The sequence below is a fragment of the Finegoldia magna genome (assembly GCF_003182075.1).
In the GTDB taxonomy this organism is placed as follows: Bacteria; Bacillota; Clostridia; order Tissierellales; family Peptoniphilaceae; genus Finegoldia; species Finegoldia magna.
Map to the genome: position 1 here is coordinate 21,881 of NZ_QGTH01000013.1, position 16,810 is coordinate 38,690.

Below are 16,810 nucleotides of genomic sequence, written 5' to 3' on the forward strand. Positions count from 1 at the left end.
TAATGAATAAATTCAAAAAATCTATCGTTATGTATCACGATAATTCAGGACAACAAGATATATTTGAAGTATTAGGCAAATGTAGTCCTAATATATTAAAATTATCAAATGAAACAGTGTTTTTTCAAAGCGAAGAACAAGGTGATTTCTACAAAAAATGTGAAGAATTAAAAGATTTTGATTTGGTAATCGTAGTTGGGGGTGATGGAACAATAAACGAAGTCATCAACGGATTATACGATTACGATATGGATCCTGTTATAGGAATTATTCCTGGAGGATCGTTCAACGATTTTTCAAGAACTGTCAACATCGGAGCAAATCCAGTAGAGGCAAGTGAGAATTTGTTAGATGCAGAAGTCAAAGAATACGACTGTATATTAAATGACGACAAAATCGCTCTGAATTTCTGGACAGTAGGAATGGCATCCGAAAACGCACAAAAAATGCAAGACGCTGACAAATCAACATTTGGTGTGTTGACATACATTCCAAAAGTTTTTGAAACATTAACACAAGACAATTCATTTGATTATGAAATGGAACTCGACGGCGAAACAGTAAAAGGAAATGCCGTTATGGTATTTGTCGCTAACGGATTGTACTCAGGAGGAGTTGAAGTTCCAATCTCCGACATCAGCCCAAGCGATGGAGTGTTGAATGTGTTTGTAGTTGAACAATCAAATATCGGAGCGTTCAAAGCAATGTTCGGACAATCAAACAGCTTTGATTTCAACGAACAAAACGAAGGCGTTCAAACATTCAAAGCAAAAGAAATAAAGTTCATCTCACCTGAAGGATTAGTCGCAGATACAGATGGCGAATTGTACCAAAAAACACCATCGAACATCAAAGTCGTAGAAAAAAGATTCAAATTCTTATCCAAACCATTAGAACAATAAAAATATAGAAGAAAAGCTAACTCAAAAATGAGTTAGCTTTTTTAGGTTAAAATTTTAATATAAAAAAGAGACCATCTGAGTGGTCTCCAGTTTAATCTAAGGTTAAAACAATATTAAGGGAGGAGATTGTTTCTTGAGATTAAACTTACTTTGTTTATACTTATATAATAGACTATGAATGTGTACTAATTATGTTCAAATTAGTAGAGATTATGTTTTTTGTTTTTTAGTGAAAACGCAGCACATTATTTTTATGTGCTGCGTTTAGTTTACTTAATCAATTCTTTTACCACTGATTCATTTATTGAGTTTTCTCCACCAAATACATTAACTTTTTCAAATTTTGATTCTTTGAAAGCTTGTTTTGTAGCTTCTGGAATTTCATTTGCTTCTGCTAATAATATTGGGCAATCAATGGAGCCTATTACTAAGCTGTCTGCTGGAACTGTTCCGTTTGCGATGTTAACTTCTACTCTATCTTTGAAGCCATATTCGTAGATTTTCTTTGCTGTTTCGTAACGGTTTGCTCCTGCTATTCTTGTAGGGTTTGGAAGTTTGTTTTCTACTTCTTTAGAGATTGTCTTTTCTCCTCCTACAACTATTACTTCTTCGATTTGTTTCAATACTTCTTTTGCTTCTTGTGGTATGTTGTTTTGTTGTACTAGTAGTATTGGCATGTTGTTTTTGTTTGCTAATGGAGCTACTGTTAATGCGTCTGCGAATACTTCACCACTTGCTATTACAGCTTTCTTTGTTCCTGTTAGTTTGATTACTTCTTGTGCGATTTTTGCACTTGTTTCATAACGATTAGCTCCTGCTATTGTTCTAACGTTGTATTGTGATAGGCTGTCTTTTGTTTTATTTACTGATTTTTCTCCACCTATTACGATTACATTTTTAGCTTCTAATCTCTTGATTTCTTGTGCTACTACTGAATCTAATTGATCTTTTTTAACAAGTAGGATTGGTGCTTTTAATGCTTTCGATAATGCCGATGCTGATAAGCTGTCTGCGAATTGTTCGTAGTTTGCTACGATTACTGTGTCAGCAGATTCGTAGTATTTCTTGGATACTTCTACTGATGTTTGAATTCTGTCAGAACCTGCAACTCTTGTTGTAGTTTTTTGTTGTTCAGCTGGTGTGCTTGGTGTTGGTGTTACTGTACCAGGTTGATTTGGTGTTTTCCCTGGGTTATCACCTGGTTTTGTTGGATTTTCCTTTTCAAAATCTTTGCAAGCATCTTTTATTGCATTGAAAATTCCTTCCCTATGGTATTTTGCTCTATCATCAACTTTTCTGATTTTTCCAAGACTATCTACATTTGATTTCAAAATATCTGAATAATTTAGCCCTTCATAATCATCCAAAGTCTCCAAAGCCAACATATGATAACCTTCATTATCTTCATCAACATTCAAAATCTCATTTCCGTATTCGTCTTTTTGTCCTTTTCCAATAGTGTAAGACATGTCTAACACATACAAGATTTTGCCGTTTTTGTCAAAATACACATTCATTCCAATATGATAGGATGGAATCGGAAGTGGCGTTTTAAGTTCAAAATGACCTTGTTTCATAATTGAATCCGCCATGTTCCCTTTGTTTTCAACAATATTAATAAGATTTTGTAATTCTTTTGTTAAACGAGTTAATTTATTATCCACAACGGCAGAATTATTATAAGATTTTTTTGCGTATTCAAGTTTATCTTTCAAAATCTCAGAATTTTGTGGATGATTTTTAATCGTTAATTCTCCTTTTTTAATTAATGAGTCTAACTTATATCGACTTACAAAAAATTGAGTATCATGGATGTATTTTAACTTCGCACCCTCAGATAATTTGTCTTTTCTTAAAAGCTTCTCACCTTCAGCCTTCATATCTTCAAATTGCTTTTGAGTATCATCTCTGAGTTCTATTAAATTTAACTTATTTAATTCATCCAAAACTTTTTTCAAATCATCTTTGTTTTTCGTAGTTTCTTCAGGATTAACAACAAAATTATTTCCATCAGCTAGTGTTTTTCCTTTAATTCTAACTAAAACTTTTTTGTAGTTATCCTCAACTTTGTTATCGTCAAATGCGTTAAATCTAATCTCTTTAATTTTATTCGAAAAATCAATCTCTTTTAAATTATTGTATCTAAATGCTTCTTCTTTTACACTTTCCAAATTTTCGGGCAATGTAACCTTTGTAATGCTATTTTTGTAAAAAGTTTGAACAGATATTTCTTTTAATTTTGTTAATAAGCTCAAATCCAACTCAGATATTTTGTTATTACAAAAGGCCATTTCTCCTATTTTTTCAACTTTATCGCCCATAAACATTACATTTTGTGCATCGTTATTTCTAAAAGCTGAAATCCCAATTTCCCTAACATTTGGATAAATCACAATTGCAAATAATTTATTAATATGGAACGCACTACTTCCAATTATCTCAGTATTTTCACCTAATTCAAGCATTTCTATCTTGTTATTCATAAATGCTCCGTCTCCAATGATTTTCAGAGCCTCAGGTGCTTCAAATTCTGTCAAATAATTAGACTGGAATGCAAATTTCCCGATTTTTTTCACAGTTTTCGGAAGCTTTACGCTTTGTAAATCGTACTTATTCAAACTACTATTTTCAAAATTCACATTTCGAAAAGCATCATCTCCAATTTCATCAACAACATATTTCCCATTCTTTTCAGGAATTACAAGATTTTTGTTTTCACGAACTTTTAATTTTCCTATACTAGAAAATCCTAGAACTTTACCCTTATCAAATACAAAATCTTTTTCATCCCATTTTGAACTATCCACATCTACTGAAGTCGTCTTATCTTCTTCTGTCGGATTAACAATAGAAGAAGAATCTTTGTTGTCAACATTACCTTTTGACAAAAGCACAACTTTCAATGCATAATTTTCATCACCAAGATTTCCATTAAACGCACCAATCTCAATTTTTTTCACACTATTTGGAAGCTTCACTTGCTTAATTTTATTATCTTGAAAAGCTTGTTCTTTTATAGTTTCTAATTTTTCACAATTAAATTCTATATCTGTAATTTGATTAGATTTAAATGCTCTTTCTCCTAAATTTCTTAAATTTTTAGGTAAAATAAGTTTGCCTTCTATTTGATTATCAAAAAATACTTGATCTCCCAAAAATTTCAAATTATCTGGTAATTTTATAGTCTTTAAACTTAGATGTGCAAATGCATAATCACTAATTTTAGTGATGGTTTTCGGCAAATTAACGCTTTTAATGTTACTATTTTCTTCAAAAGCATCTTGTCCAATATAAGTATATCCTTCAGGAATCTCTACAGATTCTATGTCTAATTGATGGAAATCCTCTCCTAGCTTTTTAATTTCGTTTCCATCAACATCTAAGTTGTTAACCTCTCCATTTTCGCCTTCTCTTTGAGTATACTCATCTATCGCACTACTCTTATTGTAGACAAATGCAAAACTTGCTATTTTTTTCAAATCTACATTTTCTTTGCTTTTTGTTGGTAGCACAACATTTCGATTTCTTTTTAGTTTTTGCACTCCACTTTTCGAAAAACCGTATACAGTATCTCCCACAATTTCAAAATCATCCGCTGTATATTTGTCATCAACGGCTTTAGAATTAATATTTAATCCAAAAAGCAAAGCAAATACAAAAACTAAAGAAAAAATAATCTTCTTTTTGTTCATACGAACCTCCTATTAAATTAATAATGATATTCTTTATCATCTAAAGAACTTTTTTTATTTTACTATAATCTCAATTTCTTTTCAATGATATTTATTATCAAATTAATTTTAAAAAAAGTTTCGTGCTTATCAATATCTTCAAACACATAATATTGAGCTAGCTAAAATTTTATACGTTACTTTTAGCAATCTTATATACACAAAAACAGCTCTTAATAAATTAAAAGCTGCATTTAGTCAATTTTATATTCTATTATAAATTTTCAATCTCTATTAACTCATTCTCGATTTCAAGCATTATATGATCCCAAGAATGTTTTAATACTAATTCGTGAATTTTTTCTGGTAATGGTTCTTTGTTTTGTACTCTGATTATTTGTTGTTCAATTCCTTTTGCTAATCTATCGACAAATGGTTCGATTTCTGAATCATAAGGTTCATCGATTGATTTGAGTCGTGGCATTTCGACAAATTCAATTGCGCTACTTTTATTTATTTCATCGCCTAATGTTTCGATTAGTCCTTCTATTTCTGTGACTACGACTCTCATTCCACAACCCAATGCTTCGATTGCGATAAGTCCCAATCCTTCATAATAGCTTGGCAAAATGTAGATGTCTGAATCTCTCATTTTATTGGAGAGTTTTTTCTGACAAGATGTGTTGTGCAAATCGAAGTGAAGTGAGTTTCCTGTGTTATCCCACAACTCAACTTTTGTTTCTATGTCGACATCTCCCACTAGTGTTAATTCCAAATTATCGTATTTTTCTTCTAGTTTTTTAAAAGCTTTGCAAAGTTCGTACACTCCTTTTGCGTGTGATAATTTCCCTGCAAACAATAATTTGATTCTGTCGTTTTGTGGATCTTCTTTTCTTCTGTAGAATATGTCGCTGTTGTAGCCTCCACCCATTACAACGATTTTTTCTTTGTCGATTCCAAATATATCGGAGATAGGTTCTACGTCTTTTTTGCTTAGTGCTAGGACTTTTTGTGCACGGTTTAGATTATTCACACAAGTCATAAACAATTCTGGGTTGAGATTTGTTTGTCTGATGTCGGTTCCATGATTTAGTAATAAAACGGGAGTTTCATCGAAAATATCTAACACGAGACTGCTTAGCATCCAACAATGATGAGATACGACTACGTCTGGTTGGAATTCTTTCTTTGCTTTTTTCAATTGTTTTGTGAATTCATTTGTCCAATCTTCAATCATATCGTGTGTCATATCGCTGTATTTTGTGGAATCGTAGGGCATTTCATCGCTCATTCCAACTATTGGGAAGTTCAACTTTTCGCTTTTAAATTCCACTGGATATTTTTTGATTGTTTCATCCAAATTTAATTGGATATTATCTTGTATTCCAAATATAGCAGCATTTTCATGATTTTGTTGCATAAATTGAATTACGTTGGTAAAATAAACGCCGCTTCCTGTTTGCTTCGGAAGTTGCGCGATTACGTGTAGTATTTTCATGTTATCATCCTTTTTATTATTATTCTTACTTCTATATTATCATAATAAGATTTTAATTTCTTTAGTTATTTATTGAATTTTTTTATAAATCATTGATTATGTTTGTTTTTTAATGTATAATAACTTGTATTATTTTGATTAGGAGGCGATTATTATAGAAAATTTAAACGAACAACGATCAAATCTTCTCGGCAATGAATCCATTCCGAAATTAATCTGGAAGTTTTCAGTTCCAGCTACTATAGGAATGTTGGTTCAAGCTTTGTATAATGTTATAGATAGAATCTTCCTAGGTGCCGGTGTAAATCAAATGTCAATTGGTGGCGTTTATTTGATTTTCCCGATTTTTTTATTTTTGATGGCATTCGGAATGTTGATTGGTGTGGGTGGCAATTCCCTTTCTTCAATCAAATTTGGTGAAGGTAAGAAAAAAGAATCAGAAATCATTCTTGGCACATCTATGTTTTTATCTATTATTTTCGGGATTTTGATATCAGCGATTTTTCTTTTAAATTTAAAATGGTTTTTGAAAATTTTCGGCGCAAGTGACACTTTGATGCCTTACGCTTATGAATATGGAAAAATTATTTTGTATGGTGCACCTTTTCAAATGGTTGGTTTTGCAATGAACAACTTCATCCGTGGCGAAGGAAATCCTAGAGCTGCGATGGTGACGATGTTCATCGGTGCAATCAGCAATATTATTTTGGATTATGTGTTCATTTTCCCTATGAAAATGGGAGTGCAAGGAGCTGCTTGGGCGACTATTATAGGCCAATTTTTGTCTTGTATTTGGGTTGTTAGATATTTTCTTTCAGACCGTGCACTGTTGAGACTTAAAAAGGAAACATTCAAGCTTGATTTGCACTACTGCAAGCAAATTTTTGCACTGGGTTCTGCTCCATTCGCAATGCAACTTGTAGCTAGTGGTATTAATATTATTTTCAACAATTCCCTTAAAATTTACGGTGGAGATTTGGCGACATCATCTATGAGCGTTATCTACAGTGTCTCACAAATTGCATTCATGCCAATTTTCGGTATTAACCAAGGTATTCAACCAATTTTAGGATTTAATTTTGGAGCGCACAAATACAGACGTGTTCAGCACACTCTAAGAATTGCAGTTGTTGCAGGAACTGTGTATATGGTTTTGAACTGGGCATTCACTATGCTTAGACCAGATTTGTTGGTGAAGATTTTTATTTCAAGACCAGAAGATTATGCAGTCATCAAGGACATTGCAATTCCTGGACTTAGAATATACAATTCGATGATTTTCATGCTTGGATATTCCATAATTGGATCGTCATTATTCCAAGCAATCGGCAAACCAAAAATTGGTTTCATATTGACAATGACAAGACAACTTATTTATTTGTTGCCGTTGATGTTGATTTTCCCAAAACTTTTCGGACTTACAGGCGTGTGGTCAGCGATGCCAGTGTCTGACGTTTTATCCACATTAACTACAACTTATTTCTTGGTTAAATCAGGATTTTTGGTTAAAACAATTCACAACGACGACGAATTTGTTCTTGGAATTTAAAAAAGGTTTGAATATTGGATTTCCAATGTTCAAACCTTTATTTTTTTAGAATATAAATACCGAAACTAGAATAGACACTACAGCCGTTATCATTATCATAGGTAGTTTGTAATCAGAAGATGTTTTCTTGAATGATCCTTTATTGAAAATTGCAAACACAGCCGAAGCTACTACAAAAATTGTAGCTGCTATTTTCAAAAATCCTACAGCATCAAACTCATTTGTCCTGAAAAATCTGTAGATTGTTATCAACAAAATATATCCAATACAATACGCATATAATTCCAACACTCCAAATCTATCTTTTTGTTTCAATTTTACCTCCTTATTTTCCTGCAATAGTCACATTATCAAACGCAATAACAGCTGGTGCTAAGCTGTTTTTGCGAGATTTCAATTCTTTTGAGAAAATCATAGAATCTTGAACTTCTTTTACATTTAATGAAATTGAACCACCTGTTATGAATGATTCCTCGCCATCTTTTACAAGTCTTGCAAGTCTGAATTCTCCACCGAAATCTCCCGTAGCACTGTCCATCAAGAATGATGAGAACGCCAACACTTCAATGTAATCTTGTGATTTTAATTCTTCGGCAGAAATATCTCCACCATTTACTTCGAAAACTGGTGATTGTCCCATATTTTTTACGTTCAAATAATAACTATACTTTGCGTTAGTAACCAAGTTTTCTACGACACCATTTTTGTACAAATCATATTCTACAAGTTTTTTACCTTCTGAATCGACAGGTCTTTTGTTGATTGATGTCTCCAATGTTGGATTGATTTTCATGTTGAAGTTTACTTTTGGATTATCTCCGAAAAATCTCTCGCCTAATTTAGCAGAGCTGATTTGTTGATAAATCATGGCATCTCTTGCTTGGTCGTAATAGTAATACAAGAATTCTTCAACAGCTTCGTTTGATAAAATAACTCTCATATTTTCCATTTTTTCATTTCTAACTGCGCTGGATCTTTTTTCAGTTTCCAAAAGTTGTTTGTCGACGATTTCTTCGATTTTTAAGTAATCGATACTTGTCAAATCATATCCGTTGAATATTTCAACAGGTTCATCACCAACGTTGCAATCAGTTACGATTTCAAACGTAAATTTGTTGGATGGATATTCTACATCCACACCCTTTGATGTAACGACATGCTTGTGATTTTCGTAGGCGAAAATCTCACAAGAATTCACTTTTGATTGGTAGCCGTAATCTTTGTAGATAACATCGTGTACTTTTTTGAAATTATCTGTCAAATCTTCGCACACTTTGATGTCTTTGAGTGTGGCATAACCTTCTTCTTTTTCTGGAAGTTCGTAGTATTTGTTCTTGACAAATTTCGCTGCAAAAGCAGTTCTGTCGATTTTTTCTTTGATTTCGTCTTCACTGTCATTTAAATTCAACACAACTGTGCTGTCACCTTTGAATTTGTCGCCATTTTCTTCAAAATCCACGAATACTCTTACAGATGTTTCATTAGTCACACAACTTCTGTTCATGTCTACTTTGTCTTTTATCAAAAATATTTCGTTGGATTTGGACACAGTGTTGACAACTATCCAGTCGGTAATTTTTTCGTTTTGTTTTAATATATTTATTAATCTTTCCATTAACTTAAAATCCCCTTTGCCTTAATATATGATCCACCAGTCGATGTCTTAACCCATTCTTTCCAGCCTTTTCCGCAATATCCTCCACCAGAAAGTACAAGTCCGTTGGAAACTTGCGTGATTGATTGCAACAAATCAGGTACATATCCTGTCAAATAAACTGGGCTTACGATTTTGCCAGTTAATTTGCCGTCTATGATTTCACGGCCTTTCATTGCAACGCATTGAATTCCCCAGTTTTTTGGATCTTCCATTCCAGATGAGAAACCTTCCAACAAATATCCTTTGTCAACGGATTTAATCATATCTTCAACGGAATCTTCGCCTTCTTCAAAGAAAGTGTTAGTCATACGAGTGTAAGCTTTTCTCTTGAAAGATTCTCTCTTGCCGTTTCCTGTGGATTCTTGTCCCAACAAAATCGCAGACAATTCGTCGCACATTCCATGACGCAAAATTCCCTTGTCGATAATCACAGTATCTCTTCCCAAGTTACCTTCGTCATCGAATAAATAGCTTGACACTTCATCGAAAGCAGTCGCACCGTCGTGCATTATTATCTTGTCACTTGCAACTCTCTTGTCTTGGTATTCTTTTCCTTTTGCACGTTCTTTTACATACATATCCATTTCAGCTCCGTGGCCGAAAGCTTCGTGAGCTATAAGTCCTGTAAAATCAGGATCGCAAATTATGTCGTATTCTCCAGGAACAACTCTGTCTGCTGTAAGTAATTCTTCAGTCCTTCTGCAAGCATCATCCGCTGCTTTTTTGAATTCAGAAATCAATTCACTTCCACACAATCCAGAACTAGAAATGAAATCTAGCTTAGTATTCTTTCCATCAGTTGCTGCTGCCATTGCAAATCCTGTTGAATAAGCGTAAGATTGGTACAAATCTTTGTTTTTCGATAAGAAAATTTTATTAACTTGCGTAATATTCAATCTCAAAGAAAGTTGAACGATTTTTTCGTACTTCGCTTTAACTTCGTCGTGAATTTTTTGCAAAGTAGTGATTATTTTTTCAGGATTATCTTCTTCTGGTAAGTTTTCAACTTCAGTGATTCTTTCTTTTGTAATTTCATCATCATTTGGAAGTCTGTCGTAAGTTACTCTATCCAAGCCTTCGACGATTTTTTTACGATCTTCAAGTGCGATTTTACGGACATTTTCGCATACTTCATCTACATTTACTTCATTAAATGAATACTCACTAAATCCCAAATCAGTGTACACTCTGATTACGAATCCTCTTTGGTAATCAGGAGATGGATTTAATGAAATTGCTGATGTAGTCACAGAATAACTTGCCCCATCAACATCGCAACCCAAAATAGAAACGTATTTGAAATCAGTTTCCAATTTTTTTATAATTTCTTGTAATTTAGATTTATTATCTAATAAAAATTTTGATGTAGTTAGTTTTTTCATGTTCTACCCCTTTCATTAATAATTATAGTAAATACTTCTAGCTATTACAATGAATTTCAAGAAAATGATATCACAAAATTAGATAATGGAGTAAAATATGTATAAAGGAGTGTAGCATTATGAAAATTAATATTCAATTAACTCAAGAAGAAATGATTCTCGCGAAAACTTATGCGAAAAATCATTCTATTACTTTGGAGGACGCTTTTAAAAATGCTTTATTCGAAAAAATTGAGGATGAATACGACGCAATCACAGCTGAAAAAGCATATGAAGATTATCTAAAAGATGAAAAAAATAGCAAACCAATTTCTGAATTATGGAAAGATTTAGACTTGTAATAAACCTAAAAATGGCTACCGATTTTCAGGTAGCCACTGTAATTTATTCGTTTTATCTATTAGCCATGATGACTTTTATCTCATCTGGATTAATTCCAACCATTGCTTCTCCCAAATCTTTGCTCACTTCAAGCAATACATCTGGATTGTTGTAATTTTCCACAGCTTTTACGATAGCCTTGGCACGTTTTTCAGGATTTCCACTTTTGAAAATTCCACTACCAACAAACACACCTTCAGCTCCCAATTGTCTCATCAACGCCGCATCAGCAGGAGTTGCAACTCCACCTGCAGAAAAATTAAGTACAGGTAATTTTCCATTTTCGTGAACGTATTTCAATAATTCAAAGCAAACTCCCATTTCTTTTGCTTTGTCGTATAATTCATCTTCCTTCAAAGACTTCACCAATGAAATTTCGCCCATGATTTGTCTCATATGTGTAACAGCTTGGACAACATCTCCAGTTCCAGCTTCACCTTTTGTTCTAATCATCTTAGCGCCTTCTTTGATTCTTCGTAAAGCTTCCGATAAATTTCTCGCTCCACAAACAAAAGGAGTGTTAAATTTCGATTTGTCGATATGATACTTGTCATCTGCCGGAGACAAAACTTCTGATTCGTCAATGTAATCAATTCCCAAAGATTCCAAAATTTGTGCTTCAACAAAATGGCCAATTCTAACTTTTGCCATTACAGGAATTTTGACAGCTTTCATAATTTCTTCAATCATTTTAGGATCGCTCATTCTGCTAACTCCTCCTGCAGCTCTAATATCTGCAGGAACTCTTTCAAGTGCCATTACGCTTACTGCTCCTGCTGCTTCTGCAATCCTCGCTTGTTCAGCATTGATTACATCCATTATTACTCCGCCCTTTAATTTTTCATTTATATCCATTAAAATCACCTCGCCTTTATAATACATGCAAATTGCATCTAATCATAGTAGCAAAATAAAATAATTTTATGGGTACAGATGTGTTATACTTAATCCAACGGAGGATTTTATGTTCATAAATTTAAACGACAAAGATTATTTGTATAATCAAATTTACGATTCTATAAAAGAAAAGATTAACACGAAACAATTGAAGACTAATGACAAGCTTCCTTCTATTAGAAAATTATCAAATGAGCTGAATATTTCGATAAATACTGTATCCAATGCCTATTATCAATTGGAAAAGGAAGGATACATTCGTTCCAGTGAGAGAAGTGGATTTTTTGTGGAAAAATCTGGTCATATTTTGCAAAGCGATACAAACTTAGATGATGAGGATATGATTGTTGAAGAAAAGAATTCTTACCTGTATGATTTTTCATTTTCAGGTGTGGATAAATCTTGTTTTAAATACAAGCAAATCAGAAAGGCTTTCAGAGATTCTATTAATGAAGATGATGATGCTATTTTGGGTAAGGTCGATGGTTTAGGATTATTTTCGTTAAGGTGTTCTATTTCAAATTATTTGAAAGATTTCAGAGAAATTATCGTGAATCCCAACCAAATCGTCGTGAGTTCCGGCAGCAACGAGTTGTTGATTTTGATTAAAAACCTTCTTAACAATCCCGTTTTTGGTTTTGAAAATCCTGGATATGCTTATCACGGAATTGGTTTTTACAATAATTTCAACAGTACGCCGATTGATGTGAATGAAGATGGAATTGATATAGATTTTCTGAAACAAACAGATGCGAATGTTGTAAGCGTGACTCCTTCTCATCAGTTTCCTACTTCTGCGATTATGCCGATTAATAAAAGGATTGATCTGTTGAATTGGGCTTACGAAAAAAATAATCGCTACATAATCGAAGATGACTACGACGCAGAATTCAAATACAAGCTTCGTCCTATCGCCCCTCTGAAAACTTTGGATGTGAATGATAAGGTGATTTACATCGGGAATTTTTCACGTACTGTAACCCCTGCGATGCGTGTGAGTTTTATGGTTTTGCCTAAAAATTTGATGAATAAATTTTATTCTGTGCTAAAATCTGAGAGATGTCCTGTGTCGATTTTCGTTCAATCTGCTTTGTCTAAGTTTATCGACAGTGGAGATTTTGAAAAGCAGGTCAATCAGATGAAGAAGGTGTACGCAAAAAAATACGAGATTATTTTTTCAAAAATTAACGGCTGCAAATTCATTGATTTTGAGAAAACTGATTGTGGAACATCTGTCGTAATCAAGGTCGATAAGAGGATTGACAGTAATGTTTTGTTGAAAACTTTGAGGGAAAAATCAGTGTATGTGAATTCTATCGATGATTTTTATTTGGATAAAAATATGAACACTAATGTGTTTTTGATTGGGTTTGCGAAGATGAGCTACGATGATATCTCTAATGGTATGGATATTATCGTAAATGTTGTAAATAATCTTGTCAATTAGATTACAAAATAATGTAAAAGAGTTATAATAAAGTAAGAATATATATAGGAGGTTACTCATGCAAAAATATGAAGATTTAGAACCAAAAAAAGTGTTTTATTGGTTCAAACAATTAAACTATATTCCTCGTGGTTCAGGAAACGAAAAGGCTGTTTCAGATTTTTTGGTTAGCTTTGCAAAGGAAAGAGAATTGGAAGTGTACCAAGATTCTCTTAACAATGTTATTATCAAAAAAGAAGCTACAGAAGGTTACGAAAATTCAGAACCTGTTATTTTGCAAGGACACATGGATATGGTTTGCGAAAAAACTGATGATTCAGACCACGATTTCTTAAAAGATCCTATTTCAATGCACGTTAAAGACGGATATGTTTATGCAGATAACACAACTTTAGGAGCAGATGACGGAATCGCTGTTGCTTTTTGCTTAGCTATTTTGGATTCTGATGATGTTTCTCATCCAAAATTAGAAGTTCTTGTAACAATTGATGAAGAACGTGGAATGGACGGAGCAAACGGCGTGACTGCTGAACATTTGAGCGGAACTCGTTTGTTAAATATCGACACTGAAACTGAAGGAGACTTCATTGTAAGCTGTTCTGGTGGAGCAAATGCTATCACTACTTTCAAAAGCGAAAAATCAGAAGGTTTGTCAAAAGCTATTGAAATTTCTCTTTCTGGTTTGAATGGTGGTCACTCTGGTCTTGAAATTCAAAAACAAAATAAAAATGCTATCAAAGTTATGGCAAGACTTTTGAACAAAGTTGCTTTGGAAATGGATTTTAGATTGCAAGAAATCTCCGGTGGTTCAAAACACAACGCCATTGCTAAGAACGCTCACGCTATCATCACTGTAGATGATTTGGATAAAGCGATGGATATTTTAAACGAAGTTGGAGAATACGTTCGTCACGAAGGTAGAAAAACTGACCCTAACTTGGTTTTGGAAATTAAAGAAACAGAAAAAACAGAATTTTCTTATTCAAAAGAAACTTCCCAATCAATCGTTAAATTCTTGTATTTATTAATCAACGATGTTATTTCTACTTCACAAGACATCGAAGGTTTAGTTCAAACAAGTTCTAACGTTGGTATTGTTGAAGCAGACGACGAAAAAATCAAGGTTACTTGTTGTGTAAGAAGTTCTGTAGAAAGTGAACTTCACAATATGTTCGACAAAATCAAATCATTAGCTTATTTGACTCATGGAACAACTGTTATCGAAAAAGAATATCCAGCTTGGGAATTCAACACTGATGGAGAATTGGCAAAAGTTGCCCCAGCATTGTACGAAGAAATGACTGGCAAGAAAGCTAATGTAACTGCAATTCACGCAGGTTTGGAATGTGGTTTGTTGAAAGGCGTTCTTCCTGATTGCGATATGATTAGTTTCGGTCCAGATATCATTGGTGCTCACACTCCATTAGAACATTTGGGAATTGAATCTACTCAAAGAATGTACGATTACACATTAAAATTATTAGAAAAATTAAAATAACAAAAAATTAAGGAAAGTTCTTTTTATGAACTTTCCTTTTTAAATTATTTGTATTCATGATTTTCTAAAACATGGATTAAATCTTCATTAGTTTCTTTGCTTTTTTGAACTTCAAACATTCCCATATATGAATAAAAATCGAGCAAATACATATCTTTTATATCCTTATCTATCTCTGAATCCGATAAGTTTTCTCCATTCATTACCAATGATTTTTTAATATAATTTTTTATATCTTTTTGGGATAGTTTAGTTTGATAATTTGCTGATTCTATCATATCTTCACTAACTTCTTTTTCTACAATATAGCCTTTATTATCCTTATGCAATAAAATTCTTACAATTCCACCTTCTCCAGATTTCTTATCCTTAGTAGAAATCCATGTCTTCACTAAAACTAAAATTTTGTCTTTACTTTCATACTTATCCAATATTTTCAACTCGGATAATTCATAATACTTATAATCTGGTTTTTTAGCTAAAAATTTTTCAAGACTTTCACTCAATCTAATTTTGTTTGTATCTTTTTCCAGCTTGTAGTATTTTTGCGTAAAAAACATTTTTACGGTCTCATTAATATCAGCTTTATCCTTTTCATCATTAGCAACTTTTGCTGTTTCGTTTTGATTTGCTACACGTTCGTCGTTTCTAATTTCTTGTTTTTGACAAGATGATAAAAGTAAACACATAATAATAACAAGAGTGATTGTTTTTCTTAATTTACCTACTACCATATGAACCTCTAATATTTTTTCATGATTATCACTTCAATTTTATTTTAGTTAAACGATTTCTACTTGTCAACTATTTATTTATCATTTTATCTTTCAAAATTCAACATTTTATTACAATAAGTCTACAATTGTGAAATGTTTAAAATCATTTGCCCAAATCTGTTATAATAATATAGTCAGGGGGAATTTATGAAAAAGAAATTTACATTAGTGTTATTATCACTACTTATGGTAATAACTTTAAGCGCTTGCTCTCAAGCAAAAGAAAAAGTGAGCCTATTAAACGATTTTAGAAAAACAACTGAATGGAAGAACCAATCTTATGAGTTTAAGAACGAAACTTCCAAGCTAAAAGAAATCAAAGTCAAAGCAACACAAGACAAATCAACAGGAGTTGCAATGGCGACTGTTACAAGTGATGTAGCTCAATTAGCAGGTCAAGGAAATAATTTGGGTGAACTTCACTTCGCAATCCAAGATGGAAAAGCGTATTTGAATTACGATGCATTTGCTAACAATCTTCCACCAAAAATGAAGGAAGCTTTGATTCAAAAAAACTTGTACTTCAATGTTACACAAATTTTGCAAAAATTAACTGAACAAAATTTCCAAGCTACAACTGTAAGAGATTTCACAGTATTCATGCCACTTTTATCATCTAATACGAAATTCCAAGTTAAAATCGCAAAAGATTTCGTTGTCGACAACAAGGAATTGAAGGTTACAGATGATGGCAACCACAAATATTCTGTGAATTTGACTGGTGAACAATGGGCAAAAGTTATGGAATATTCAAGAAAAACTTTATTGAAAAACTTCAAAGAATACGCCAAACTTGCCAAGGGAAGTGATCTTACAGAACAAGAACAACAAAAAATCCAAGAAATTGAAAACAATCTAAAATCAGAACAATCCAAAAAAGAATTCGAAGACAAAATGAACACATTAAAGACAACTAACAAAGACGATATGTTCAATTTAACATTTGAATTCAAGGACAAATCATACGATGTTAGATTAAAATCAACTCCAAAATCAAAAGATACTGAAAGCATTAACATCTCACTAAATTCAAAAGAAGATAAATCAATCAATAATCCAAAAGTTCAAGTGGATAATGGTCCATTTGAATACATGCAACAATTTTTGAATGTAAAATAGAACTAAAAAAATCCCGAAATTCAAATGAGTTTC

At 32.7% G+C, this 16,810-nt stretch carries 13 protein-coding genes; 6 read left to right on the forward strand and 7 right to left on the reverse strand.

Going from position 1 to position 16,810, the window contains the following annotated elements; genetic code table 11:
• Positions 1–2 precede the first annotated feature (2 nt).
• Positions 3–902, forward strand: coding sequence for a diacylglycerol/lipid kinase family protein (locus tag DES33_RS06220; protein WP_110058416.1), 900 nt, complete (start codon positions 3–5; stop codon positions 900–902).
• A gap of 269 nt (positions 903–1,171) precedes the next feature.
• Here the strand turns inward: DES33_RS06220 and DES33_RS06225 are convergent, their stop codons facing one another.
• Together DES33_RS06225 and DES33_RS06230 are read right to left on the reverse strand one after the other, a co-directional pair.
• Positions 1,172–4,594 (reverse strand): leucine-rich repeat protein, encoded by a 3,423-nt coding sequence (locus tag DES33_RS06225; protein ID WP_110058417.1) that lies wholly within the window; start codon positions 4,592–4,594, stop codon positions 1,172–1,174.
• Between the two features lie 253 nt (positions 4,595–4,847).
• Positions 4,848–6,071 (reverse strand): glycosyltransferase family 4 protein, encoded by a 1,224-nt coding sequence (locus DES33_RS06230; RefSeq protein WP_110058418.1) that lies wholly within the window; start codon positions 6,069–6,071, stop codon positions 4,848–4,850.
• A gap of 214 nt (positions 6,072–6,285) precedes the next feature.
• Here DES33_RS06230 and DES33_RS06235 point away from each other — a divergent pair, with 214 nt between their 5' ends.
• The gene (locus tag DES33_RS06235) at positions 6,286–7,620 is read left to right on the forward strand and encodes an MATE family efflux transporter (RefSeq protein WP_282956202.1); all 1,335 of its coding nucleotides are present in this window, start codon (positions 6,286–6,288) and stop codon (positions 7,618–7,620) included.
• Positions 7,621–7,665: 45 nt separating this feature from the next.
• On the opposite strand, the gene DES33_RS06240 is transcribed toward DES33_RS06235, so the two are convergent.
• The 3 genes from DES33_RS06240 to DES33_RS06250 are packed head-to-tail and all read right to left on the reverse strand — an operon-like array spanning position 7,666 to position 10,659.
• Entirely contained in the window at positions 7,666–7,935 is a 270-nt protein-coding gene (locus DES33_RS06240) for a hypothetical protein (protein WP_110058420.1), read from the reverse strand.
• Between the two features lie 10 nt (positions 7,936–7,945).
• A complete protein-coding gene (locus DES33_RS06245) occupies positions 7,946–9,235 on the reverse strand; it encodes a metallopeptidase TldD-related protein (protein ID WP_110058421.1) in 1,290 nt (429 codons plus the stop codon).
• Complete coding sequence (locus tag DES33_RS06250) at positions 9,235–10,659, reverse strand: TldD/PmbA family protein (protein WP_110058422.1); 1,425 nt, start codon at positions 10,657–10,659, stop codon at positions 9,235–9,237. The genes DES33_RS06245 and DES33_RS06250 overlap by 1 nt, the downstream gene beginning before the upstream one ends.
• A 119-nt stretch (positions 10,660–10,778) precedes the next feature.
• On the opposite strand from DES33_RS06250, the gene relB reads away from it, so the two are divergent.
• Positions 10,779–11,000 (forward strand): type II toxin-antitoxin system RelB family antitoxin, encoded by a 222-nt coding sequence (gene relB / locus DES33_RS06255; protein ID WP_110058423.1) that lies wholly within the window; start codon positions 10,779–10,781, stop codon positions 10,998–11,000.
• A gap of 52 nt (positions 11,001–11,052) precedes the next feature.
• Here relB and pdxS read toward each other — a convergent pair whose 3' ends face one another.
• Positions 11,053–11,895 (reverse strand): pyridoxal 5'-phosphate synthase lyase subunit PdxS, encoded by an 843-nt coding sequence (gene pdxS / locus DES33_RS06260; protein ID WP_002840912.1) that lies wholly within the window; start codon positions 11,893–11,895, stop codon positions 11,053–11,055.
• A 109-nt stretch (positions 11,896–12,004) separates the two neighbouring features.
• Here pdxS and pdxR point away from each other — a divergent pair, with 109 nt between their 5' ends.
• Positions 12,005–13,384 (forward strand): MocR-like pyridoxine biosynthesis transcription factor PdxR, encoded by a 1,380-nt coding sequence (gene pdxR / locus DES33_RS06265; protein ID WP_110058424.1) that lies wholly within the window; start codon positions 12,005–12,007, stop codon positions 13,382–13,384.
• A gap of 58 nt (positions 13,385–13,442) precedes the next feature.
• Positions 13,443–14,882, forward strand: coding sequence for an aminoacyl-histidine dipeptidase (locus DES33_RS06270; RefSeq protein WP_110058425.1), 1,440 nt, complete (start codon positions 13,443–13,445; stop codon positions 14,880–14,882).
• Positions 14,883–14,926: 44 nt separating this feature from the next.
• Here DES33_RS06270 and DES33_RS06275 read toward each other — a convergent pair whose 3' ends face one another.
• Complete coding sequence (locus tag DES33_RS06275) at positions 14,927–15,616, reverse strand: hypothetical protein (RefSeq protein ID WP_110058426.1); 690 nt, start codon at positions 15,614–15,616, stop codon at positions 14,927–14,929.
• 189 nt (positions 15,617–15,805) lie between these two features.
• On the opposite strand from DES33_RS06275, the gene DES33_RS06280 reads away from it, so the two are divergent.
• Complete coding sequence (locus tag DES33_RS06280; protein ID WP_110058427.1) at positions 15,806–16,777, forward strand: hypothetical protein; 972 nt, start codon at positions 15,806–15,808, stop codon at positions 16,775–16,777.
• Positions 16,778–16,810 lie beyond the last annotated feature (33 nt).

What these genes read in the sequence shown, in the direction of transcription:
- DES33_RS06220 (WP_110058416.1), top strand. Translation starts at nt 3, where the DNA reads ATGAATAAATTCAAAAAATCTATCGTTATGTATCACGATAATTCAGGA.
- DES33_RS06225 (WP_110058417.1), bottom strand. Translation starts at nt 4,594, where the DNA reads ATGAACAAAAAGAAGATTATTTTTTCTTTAGTTTTTGTATTTGCTTTG.
- DES33_RS06230 (WP_110058418.1), bottom strand. Translation starts at nt 6,071, where the DNA reads ATGAAAATACTACACGTAATCGCGCAACTTCCGAAGCAAACAGGAAGC.
- DES33_RS06245 (WP_110058421.1), bottom strand. Translation starts at nt 9,235, where the DNA reads ATGGAAAGATTAATAAATATATTAAAACAAAACGAAAAAATTACCGAC.
- DES33_RS06250 (WP_110058422.1), bottom strand. Translation starts at nt 10,659, where the DNA reads ATGAAAAAACTAACTACATCAAAATTTTTATTAGATAATAAATCTAAA.
- relB (WP_110058423.1), top strand. Translation starts at nt 10,779, where the DNA reads ATGAAAATTAATATTCAATTAACTCAAGAAGAAATGATTCTCGCGAAA.
- pdxS (WP_002840912.1), bottom strand. Translation starts at nt 11,895, where the DNA reads ATGGATATAAATGAAAAATTAAAGGGCGGAGTAATAATGGATGTAATC.
- pdxR (WP_110058424.1), top strand. Translation starts at nt 12,005, where the DNA reads ATGTTCATAAATTTAAACGACAAAGATTATTTGTATAATCAAATTTAC.
- DES33_RS06270 (WP_110058425.1), top strand. Translation starts at nt 13,443, where the DNA reads ATGCAAAAATATGAAGATTTAGAACCAAAAAAAGTGTTTTATTGGTTC.
- DES33_RS06275 (WP_110058426.1), bottom strand. Translation starts at nt 15,616, where the DNA reads ATGGTAGTAGGTAAATTAAGAAAAACAATCACTCTTGTTATTATTATG.
- DES33_RS06280 (WP_110058427.1), top strand. Translation starts at nt 15,806, where the DNA reads ATGAAAAAGAAATTTACATTAGTGTTATTATCACTACTTATGGTAATA.